This window comes from Bacillus cereus group sp. BfR-BA-01349 (assembly GCF_022663795.1).
Lineage (GTDB): Bacteria > Bacillota > Bacilli > Bacillales > Bacillaceae_G > Bacillus_A > Bacillus_A cereus.
The window spans coordinates 1-9,296 of record NZ_JAKUGE010000091.1; the positions used below are offsets into that span (position 1 = coordinate 1).

Genomic DNA, 9,296 nt, shown 5'->3' on the forward strand with positions numbered 1-9,296 from the left:
TAAAAAAATCCCCTCCAGATAAAACAGTATTGAGTCCATCATATCAGATGGACTCTTTTTTTACTGTCTACCTATAGGGGATAATACCACTATCGGATGTCCTCTTTTCTATAAACCTTTTATTGTTTTTTCAATTCAATTGCTAAATAATGAGATTGCTCTTTTGCTTCAATATGAATATCTTCTTCTACCGCTTCTGCTGCATCACGCATAACAAGATTTTCACCATTGATTACACTGCTTCCTTCAATTTGTACAAGGTACAATTGACGGCCTTCTTTCACTGGAAAATGAATTTCTTTTCCAGCCTCTAATGATAAGGAATATAAATTCGCATCTTGGTGAATTTGAATTGGTGCATTTCCTTCTACTGAAGATACCATATGGAACCATTCATTTTCACGCTTGTTCCAATCAAATTTAAACTCACCATAGTTTGGTTTATGATCTGCACGGTCTGGTAAAATCCAAATTTGTAATAAACGCAGCGTTTCATCGCCTAAATTATGCTCGCTATGAAATACACCCGTGCCAGCACTCATATATTGAACATGTCCACGCTCAATCGTTCCGCGATTTCCCATGCTGTCTTCATGTGTTAAAGCACCATCTACAACGTAAGAAATAATCTCCATATCACGATGTGGATGCATATCAAAACCAGTTTGCGCCGCTACTAGATCATCATTAATAACACGTAACGCTCCAAAGTTCATGTTATTTGGATTATAGTAATTGGCAAAAGAAAAATGAAAATGTGTATTTAACCAACCATGATTTGCTCTGCCCATATTTTTATGATCAACTTTTCTAAACATATCCTTCACCTCATACTATCTCGAATTCGAGATTTATTTTAAAATTTTTTCTTACTGTAACTTTTTTAGTAGTGTTAATAATTGCTTTTGTTCCTCTATATTTAAATTATGAAACTTCTCTGCTTGGAACGTTTCTTGAGGTGGGACGATTTCCTCATATAAAGCTCTTCCCTTTTCTGTTAAAGAAATATATTTCGTAGTACCCTCTTGTTCACGCAAAATCCACTCAAGCTGCTCCATTTTATTTAAAAGCTGCGTTACATTTCCTTTCGTAACAAATAGCTTATTTCCAAGTTCTTGCTGCGTTAAACGATTATGTCCTCCAACTTGAGCTAACACATCAAACTGGGCGGCAGATATATTCCATTTTTTCAAATGCTGATTCGTCTCACGAATACTCTTATTATAAAAGCGTGACAAACGAAACCATAATAGTAGCCCTAGTCTATCTTCTGTTTTCATTTCATCACCTCGCTCGTTTCATATCATTAGTTTAGAACTAAACTTAATAAAAGTCAAATACTTATTTTTAATAAGCATAAAAAGCACAGCGCTATTTCTCCACTATGCTTTACATTAACTTTCTACTCTTATATTCATCCAATTTCCTCTCCGCGAACTTCCTCGCATCTTTTTCAATCCACCGCTCTTCGTACCGTTCACTTCCCACATACAATATATCTCTCTTATGCTGCATCGCATGGCGAAATTCATGCAGTAGCGTTTTGAGAACTTGCTCATACTCTTCCCACATACAAACGAAAATTAATTGCTTTTCTTTATGATAAAAACCACCTACTGGGAATAGGAACTCTTCTTCCTCTTCCCCTAATGATAGAAGTACATCATTTGCATCGCACGTATCACAAAAAATAACGGGCGTTTTACATACTTCAATAAGAGAACACAAATCCTCTCTCAGCTTTTTGACATCCCAAGGAAGCTCCGAATCCAACACATACCAATTCTCTACCTGTTGATATACATTTTGAAACTGGAGTTCCATTTTTCTTTATTCCCCTTTCCAAACTCCCTTTCCCTATATGTATGCCACAATATGGCAAATATTAAACGTATTCTTTCATCCTTGAAAAAATGCCAATAAAGAAGGGATCTATGTCGACATAAATCCCTTTTTTCATAAATATCTTGTACTTTGATTTTAAAAAATTCAGCTCTTCTTCATATCCCACTTAAAGATTTTATTTAAGAATTTATATACATTCTTCGACTCCTTTGTCAGAAGTGGGCCTAAAATGGATAGTATAAGCACGTATAGTGCTGAGAATGGTTTCAGTACTGACATTAAACCACCAGCGATACCGATATTAGCCATAATGATGGAGAACTCTCCTCTTGAAACGATTGTTAATCCGATATTTGTTGATGCTTTATGAGATAATCCAGCTTGTCTTCCTGCAATCATTCCTGCTACAAAGTTACCGATTATCGTAAGAAGGACAGCACCTAACGTTAACCATATCGCTCCGCCTAATGAGAACGGATCAATACTTAACCCGAAGCTGAAGAAGAAAATAGCTCCGAAAAAGTCTCTAAATGGAACAACAAGATGTTCAATTCGGTCACTATGCTCTGTCTCAGAGAAAACTAATCCTAGAAGAAGTGCTCCAATTGCTTCTGCAACGTGAATTGTTTCTGAAAAACCAGCAATGAAGAATAATGAGGCAAATACTACAATAATAAAGATTTCATCTGAGCTAATATTGAGCAATTTATTTAATAACGGCGTAGCCTTTCTAGCTACTATAAAGAATAGAAGCATATATCCTAAAGCAATTCCAATTGAAGTAAGGGCACCTAAGAAGGAAGCGTGATCCCCAAGTACTAAACCAGAAACAACTGATAAATATACAGCAAGGAATATATCTTCAAACATAATAATTCCTAAAATTAATTCGGTTTCATTATTACCAGTTCTTCTTAAGTCCACTAACACTTTAGCAACGATAGCGCTAGAAGAAATCGTAATAATACCCGCAATAATTAAGATTTCTAGTAATGGGAATCCCATTATAAATCCGTATAACAAACCAAGTGAAAAGTTAATTAAAATATAAATCGTTCCGCCAATCGCAATAGATCGTCCAGATTTAATTAGTTTTTTCATTGAAAATTCTAATCCTAGATAGAATAGAAGGAATAGAACCCCAATTCGTCCAAGGAAGGAAATTACACTTGCACTTTCAATAAATTTGAGATCGATAACACCTATTGTCGGTGCATGCGGTCCTACTAACATTCCAAGAACGATTAGAAAAGGAATTACTGAGAATTTAAATTTCCCAGCAATTACTGCTGCAATTGCCACTAAAACTAAAGCTGTACCAACTTCAAAAATTAACGTATCCATCTAATCAGTCCCCCCTATTTGAAAGTAATTCATTAATGATTTTTTTAATTTCTCCTCTCTCACCTGATACTACAAGCATATCTCCTTCTTCAATTACTGTTTCTGGTCCTGGATTAAATAGCTTCTTCATGTTCTTCTTCATAACCGCGATTATCGTTACGCTATATGTTTTTCTTATTTCAAGATCGCCAATTGTTTTTCCGATTGATGGAGCTGTATTCTCCACTTTGAACCACTCAATCGCTAAACCTTCAAAAACCATCTCAACATTTTCTAACGCCCTAGGCTTATATACCATTCCACCTAATATTGCAGCGATTTGTCTCGCCTCTGAGTCACGTAGTGAAATACTTGAGATGCTTTCTTCATGATCTGAATCAAAATGATACATTTCTCTACGACCATCATCATGAATGACAATTACCATCTTTTCGTTACCTTTCGTAACGATTTGAAACTTATAACCAATACCTGGAAGTTCACTTTCTCTAATATTCATTTTTAGCTCCTCCATAACTTATTTATTTTAATTTTCTGTTTTTCTGCCTTTTATTCATCCAATCAACTTTAGAAATTCTAACCACTCAGGATATTTGTGATTTGGAAATCTTTTATTGTAATAATAAGTGGACCCTAAAAAGATACTTAAAGATGTAATGATAAAAAATATATTACTTCTCATTTTCAAACTCTGAAGGCTTACTTTCCATAAAAAATCTTCTTTCAAATTAGCCCCACCTTCTCGCTTTAAATTTAGTTTTTTAAAATGTAAATAATTCTAAAAATATTATGATGTAACATAATCATAACACAAAACACTTTAAGTAACATAACTTTTTAGAAAAATTGATTCTCGTATATTTTTTGCATATAATTTTCTTATTACGAAAAAAAGGAAGTGTATTATATGGTTGATATCTTTAGCAGATTCCTTGAGGTAACGAATAATATTTTATGGTCATATATTCTTATTGCAATGCTAATCGGCTTCGGTCTTTACTTCTCTTTTAAATTAAAATTTGTCCAAATTACTCATTTCAGTGAGATGGTCAGCTTAATTAGTAAAGGGTTTAATCGAAAAGAAAAAAAGAAAGATAGCATCTCACCATTCCAAGCATTTTGCTTAAGTGCAGCAGCACGTATCGGTATCGGAAACTTAGCTGGTGTAGCATTAGCAATTTCAATGGGTGGACCTGGCGCAATATTTTGGATGTGGTTTATCGCAATTATCGGAGCAGCTACTAGTTTTGTAGAATGTACACTTGCGCAAATTTATAAAGTAAAAGATGGAAGTAGGTTCCGTGGTGGACCAGCATATTACATGGAAAAAAGGGTTAAACAAACGCTGGATGGGCGTCTGGTTCTCACTTCTTATTACAGTTGCGTACGGATTAATTTTCAATTCAGTGCAAGCGAATACAGTAGCAATAGCGTTTGAAAATGCTTTTGGACTAGAGCGAACTCTTGTAGGAGCTCTATTAGCTTTATTAGTTGCAGTTATTATTTTCGGTGGTATCAAAAGCATTTCACGTATTACAGAAATGATTGTTCCTCCAATGGCAATTATTTATATTGGTGTGGCAATTTTCGTCGTAATTAACAACTTCAGTATGTTACCAAGCATTTTTATAGAAATATTTAATGGTGCATTCGGTTTAGACCAAGCCATCGCTGGTGGTATTGGAGCAGCAATCAAGTTCGGAATTCAGCGCGGTTTATTCGCTACAGAAGCAGGAATGGGTAGTTCTCCTAATGCAGCCGCAACATCTGATGTATCTCACCCTGTAAAACAAGGGCTTGTTCAAGCGTTAGGCGTTTTCGTAGATACATTCTTAGTATGTACATCAACAGCATTTATCGTATTATGTTCTGGACTTTACAAAGGATCAAATTTAGAAGGTATCGAATTAACACAAAACGCATTAAGTTCACAAATTGGACCGTGGGCAAGCACTTTCTTAGCGATTATTATTTTCCTATTCGCTTTCAGTTCACTTCTAGGAAACTACTATTATGGTGAAACAAATATCGCATTCATTAAAGAAAGTAAAACATGGTTAATGATTTATCGTGTTGCAGTTGTCGGAATGGTATTCTTCGGATCAATCGCTGCTCTTAAAACCGTTTGGAGTTTAGCTGATTTATTCATGGGACTAATGGTATTCACAAACTTAATTGCCATCTCATTCCTTAGCAAATTTGCTTATGCTGCATTAGTAGACTATTTGAAGCAAAAGAAACAAGGAAAAGATCCTGTCTTCGTTGCAAACTCTATCCCTGGCTTAAAGAATACAGAGTGCTGGGATGGGCAAGATGTAGAAGAAAAACAAAAGGCTGTTTAACAAATAAAAGCGGAAGCGGCTCGTTCAGAATCGCAGGACATTGGAGCTCTCGACCTTGAAGCGCTTTTTGCTTCGAGCGAGAGAGCGAAATGACCGGAGATTCTAGCCGCTGGAGCTGGATATCATTAAAAGCGGAGGTGACTTGCTCAGAACAGGAGGGCATTGGAGCTCCTGACGAAGAGACGTTCTTTGTCTCACAGGAAGGCGCGAAATGACCGACTGTTCTAGCCACCGAAGCTGGACATCATTAAAAGCACAAGCGGCTCGTTTAGAACAAGAGCCATATCTCAAACAAAGGCCCTATTACTTCACCGTAATAGGGCCTTTTATTTACAACAGTTCATAATTTGTTCAAATTAATTCCAGCAAAAGGGTTGATTTATAGAGATTACTAGATTATAATGATTATAAATTAGTAATTGATATCACATAACAACTCAAAAGGAGATTGATCATAATGAACAAACAAGTAATCGAAGTATTAAACAAACAAGTAGCAGACTGGAGCGTTTTATTCACAAAACTTCACAACTTCCATTGGTACGTAAAAGGACCTCAATTCTTCACATTACACGAGAAATTCGAAGAACTTTACACAGAATCAGCTACTCACATCGATGAAATTGCAGAACGTATTTTAGCAATTGGCGGCAAACCAGTAGCAACAATGAAAGAATACTTAGAACTATCTTCTATTCAAGAAGCAGCATACGGAGAAACTGCAGAAGGGATGGTCGAAGCAATCATGAAAGACTACGAAATGATGCTAGTCGAACTGAAAAAAGGCATGGAAATCGCTCAAGACTCTGACGATGAAATGACATCTGACCTACTACTAGGCATCTACACAGAACTAGAAAAACACGCTTGGATGCTACGTGCGTTCTTGAATCAATAATAATTAAAAGCGGAAGCGGCTCGTTCAGAACAGGAGGGTGTTGGAACTCCTGATTACGAGGCGCTTTTTGCCTCGAATGAAGGAGTGAAACAACCGGCTTATTATGTATACCAATTTGTGACCAACATACAACTTCAAATAGTTCTTCAAACGTTCCGTATCCGCCTGGAAGCGCAATAAAAGCATCTGCAAGCTCTGCCATTTTCGCTTTACGTTCATGCATCGTCTCTACTTCAATTAATTCTGTTAATCCTGTATGCACAATTTCTCCTCGGAATAGACCGCGTGGCATAACACCTGTTACACGTCCACCTAAACGAAGAACTTCGTTTGCTACTTCTCCCATTAATCCGACACATGAACCACCGTATACGAGCTCATAGTCGTTCTCAACAAACATTTTACCTAACTGAATTGCCTGCTCTTTAAATTCTGGTCTCTCCCCTAAATTAGAACCTGCAAACACACAAATCTTTCTCATCCCTACACCCCGAAACTATATATTGTTATGATACAATGAACATTGTACAACATATTGAGGAGATGAGGAAGAAATGGATATCGTTGCATTTCAAAGATGGGTTGAGGAATTTTACGAAAAACGAAGCTGGTCACAGTATAATGCCTTTATTCGCTTAAATTTCTTAACCGAGGAAGTTGGGGAAGTTTCACGAGTCGTTCGTGCTATTGAAATTGGCCGCGATCGCCCTGATGAAGATGCGAAAACAGAAGAAGAGCTAAAACAAGAACTAAAAGAAGAACTTGGCGATGTACTATCTAACCTTATTATTCTTTCGCAAAAATATGATTTAGACTTACAAGACATTATGGACGCACACGTCACAAAGCTTTCGAAAAGGTTCGAAGTATCTAAATGAGAATATTATCAATTATGGTATAATATTCTTGTCACAATACTAAGGGGGATTTTATGTTATCAAAAAAATTGCACGACGCATTAAATGAACAAATGAACTTTGAATTTTACTCTGCCCATGCTTATATGGCAATGGCTGCTTACTGTACATCTGAGAGCTATGATGGATTCGCTAACTTTTTCCTTGTACAAGCTGAAGAAGAACGTTTCCACGCAATGAAGCTTTACAACTATATTAATGACCGCGGAGAGCGCGCTATTATTACTGGATTTGATAATCCAAATAACGAATACGAATCTGTATTAAACGCTTTTGAAGTCGCACTTGAGCACGAGCGTGAAGTAACGAAACGTATTTATAACTTATCTGATATCGCTTGGGACGAGCGTGAACATGCAACAATTACATTCTTAAAATGGTTCGTTGACGAACAAGTTGAAGAAGAAGCTTCATTCGATAGCATCATTCAAAAATTAAAACGTATTACAAGCGATTCAAACGCACTGTTTATGCTAGATGCTGAATTAGAGAAACGTACATTTACGCCTCCAGCTGAATAATATTTCAATCACCTTAATACATGTATTAAGGTGATTTTTTTGTTTGCTCTCTATCTTAAAATCACCTTAAATTTCCTCATATTTGACATAGTGCCAGCTATAAAATGGTATTATTTTCAATATAAAAACGAATATACGAGGAGAGGAAAAATGAATCAACGTGTAGAAGCTGTTGATGCAATTCGTGGTTTCGCTTTGTTTGGCATTTTACTAGTCAATATGACATTAATTCAATTCGGGTTCTTCACCAGTGAAAAACCAACTTATCTATTCGGTGATCTTGATAAAGGCGCTAATTGGTTTATTCAATTCTTCGGCACACATAACTTTATATCCCTATTTTCTTTTCTATTTGGGCTTAGCATTATTTTGTTACAAAAAAGTATTATCGCAAAAGGAAAAAAATTCTTCCCCACATACATAAGACGTATTATCATTCTTTTACTACTAGGCTACATTCACGGCACTTTTGTTTGGGAGGGCGATATTTTATTTGCATACGGAATAATCGGGATTTTCTTAATGATGTTCATCAATCGAAAACCGAAAACTTTGCTCATTTGGGCGATTATTCTACTCGCACTTATTACACTTATGTCTTATCAAACTGATCCATCTACAAATATAGATGATTTTGCACCTTATACTGAAAAAGAACATAAAGTCCATCAAACTGGAAGCTATATGGATCACGTCAACTTTAGATTGACTGAAAATCCTTTTGATTACATGGGAATTGACGGTGCATTCGGATTATTTTTCATATCAGTTTTCGCAATAATTTTTATGTGTCCACTGTTCCTATTCGGAATGTATGTAGGGAAAAAAGGCTGGCTATTTGAGGTCAATAAACATATACATGCTGTCAAAAAAATATGGTTTGCCACCGGTCTCTTCTCTTTTACAATTAAAATCTTAGCTATGTTTGTAAAGCACCCGCTTTTAATTATGTTACAAGATGGCCTTACACCAGTAACTATGACCTTCTTTTACGGAAGCACAATCATTTTATTATTCCATTACAAAAAAGCAACCCGTCTACTAACATACATGGCGAACATAGGGAAAATGTCCGTTAGTAATTACTTAGCACAATCTATTATCGCAACAACCATTTTTTACGCATATGGATTTGGCTTATACGGGAAAATTGGCTATTTCTTCGGTATTCTTTTAACCATCGGAATTTATACGATTCAATTATTCGTTAGCACCTATTGGCTCCAAAAATACCGGATGGGGCCAGTGGAATATGTGTGGAGACTGGGAACTTATTTAGAGAAACCACGTTTTAAAAGAGACTTGGATAAAGCAAGTTAAACAAAAAAAGCAATGAGCGTGGTATTATCCCCTATAGGTAGACAGTAAAAAAAGAGTCCATCTGATATGATGGACTCAATACTGTTTTATCTGGAGGGGATTTTTTTAT

The 9,296-nt window shown here is 36.0% G+C and carries 9 protein-coding genes and 2 pseudogenes; 5 read left to right on the forward strand and 6 right to left on the reverse strand.

The window, feature by feature from the left end; translation table 11 throughout:
* Window positions 1-119: 119 nt before the first annotated feature.
* The 5 genes from MR169_RS27510 to MR169_RS27530 all read right to left on the reverse strand — a co-directional run bounded on the left by MR169_RS27510 (window position 120) and on the right by MR169_RS27530 (window position 3,688).
* The gene (locus tag MR169_RS27510; RefSeq protein ID WP_086392861.1) at window positions 120-818 is read right to left on the reverse strand and encodes a pirin family protein; all 699 of its coding nucleotides are present in this window, start codon (window positions 816-818) and stop codon (window positions 120-122) included.
* 51 nt (window positions 819-869) lie between these two features.
* A complete protein-coding gene (locus tag MR169_RS27515) occupies window positions 870-1,280 on the reverse strand; it encodes a MarR family winged helix-turn-helix transcriptional regulator (protein ID WP_000845467.1) in 411 nt (136 codons plus the stop codon).
* Between the two features lie 109 nt (window positions 1,281-1,389).
* Complete coding sequence (locus tag MR169_RS27520) at window positions 1,390-1,824, reverse strand: DUF3920 family protein (protein ID WP_000422797.1); 435 nt, start codon at window positions 1,822-1,824, stop codon at window positions 1,390-1,392.
* Between the two features lie 165 nt (window positions 1,825-1,989).
* Window positions 1,990-3,189 (reverse strand): cation:proton antiporter, encoded by a 1,200-nt coding sequence (locus MR169_RS27525; protein ID WP_000380222.1) that lies wholly within the window; start codon window positions 3,187-3,189, stop codon window positions 1,990-1,992.
* A 4-nt stretch (window positions 3,190-3,193) separates the two neighbouring features.
* The gene (locus MR169_RS27530; protein WP_242320368.1) at window positions 3,194-3,688 is read right to left on the reverse strand and encodes a cation:proton antiporter regulatory subunit; all 495 of its coding nucleotides are present in this window, start codon (window positions 3,686-3,688) and stop codon (window positions 3,194-3,196) included.
* Window positions 3,689-4,096: 408 nt separating this feature from the next.
* Here MR169_RS27530 and MR169_RS27535 point away from each other — a divergent pair.
* A pseudogene (locus MR169_RS27535) lies at window positions 4,097-5,531 on the forward strand (alanine/glycine:cation symporter family protein).
* 457 nt (window positions 5,532-5,988) lie between these two features.
* Complete coding sequence (locus MR169_RS27540; RefSeq protein WP_001041895.1) at window positions 5,989-6,429, forward strand: Dps family protein; 441 nt, start codon at window positions 5,989-5,991, stop codon at window positions 6,427-6,429.
* 91 nt (window positions 6,430-6,520) lie between these two features.
* Here MR169_RS27540 and MR169_RS27545 read toward each other — a convergent pair.
* Window positions 6,521-6,910 (reverse strand): annotated as a pseudogene (locus tag MR169_RS27545) (LOG family protein); the annotation flags it as partial.
* Between the two features lie 73 nt (window positions 6,911-6,983).
* Here MR169_RS27545 and MR169_RS27550 point away from each other — a divergent pair.
* The 3 genes from MR169_RS27550 to MR169_RS27560 all read left to right on the forward strand — a co-directional run bounded on the left by MR169_RS27550 (window position 6,984) and on the right by MR169_RS27560 (window position 9,187).
* Window positions 6,984-7,307, forward strand: a complete 324-nt coding sequence (locus MR169_RS27550) for a MazG nucleotide pyrophosphohydrolase domain-containing protein (RefSeq protein WP_000355749.1) — start codon at window positions 6,984-6,986, stop codon at window positions 7,305-7,307.
* 53 nt (window positions 7,308-7,360) lie between these two features.
* Window positions 7,361-7,867: a ferritin gene (locus MR169_RS27555; protein ID WP_000949406.1), complete on the forward strand. Its 507-nt coding sequence runs from the start codon at window positions 7,361-7,363 to the stop codon at window positions 7,865-7,867.
* Window positions 7,868-8,017: 150 nt separating this feature from the next.
* A complete protein-coding gene (locus MR169_RS27560; protein ID WP_016118859.1) occupies window positions 8,018-9,187 on the forward strand; it encodes a DUF418 domain-containing protein in 1,170 nt (389 codons plus the stop codon).
* Window positions 9,188-9,296 lie beyond the last annotated feature (109 nt).

Coding starts and splice junctions, on each gene's coding strand:
- MR169_RS27510 (WP_086392861.1), bottom strand. CDS start 818: ATGTTTAGAAAAGTTGATCATAAAAATATGGGCAGAGCAAATCATGGT.
- MR169_RS27515 (WP_000845467.1), bottom strand. CDS start 1,280: ATGAAAACAGAAGATAGACTAGGGCTACTATTATGGTTTCGTTTGTCA.
- MR169_RS27520 (WP_000422797.1), bottom strand. CDS start 1,824: ATGGAACTCCAGTTTCAAAATGTATATCAACAGGTAGAGAATTGGTAT.
- MR169_RS27525 (WP_000380222.1), bottom strand. CDS start 3,189: ATGGATACGTTAATTTTTGAAGTTGGTACAGCTTTAGTTTTAGTGGCA.
- MR169_RS27530 (WP_242320368.1), bottom strand. CDS start 3,688: ATGAATATTAGAGAAAGTGAACTTCCAGGTATTGGTTATAAGTTTCAA.
- MR169_RS27540 (WP_001041895.1), top strand. CDS start 5,989: ATGAACAAACAAGTAATCGAAGTATTAAACAAACAAGTAGCAGACTGG.
- MR169_RS27550 (WP_000355749.1), top strand. CDS start 6,984: ATGGATATCGTTGCATTTCAAAGATGGGTTGAGGAATTTTACGAAAAA.
- MR169_RS27555 (WP_000949406.1), top strand. CDS start 7,361: ATGTTATCAAAAAAATTGCACGACGCATTAAATGAACAAATGAACTTT.
- MR169_RS27560 (WP_016118859.1), top strand. CDS start 8,018: ATGAATCAACGTGTAGAAGCTGTTGATGCAATTCGTGGTTTCGCTTTG.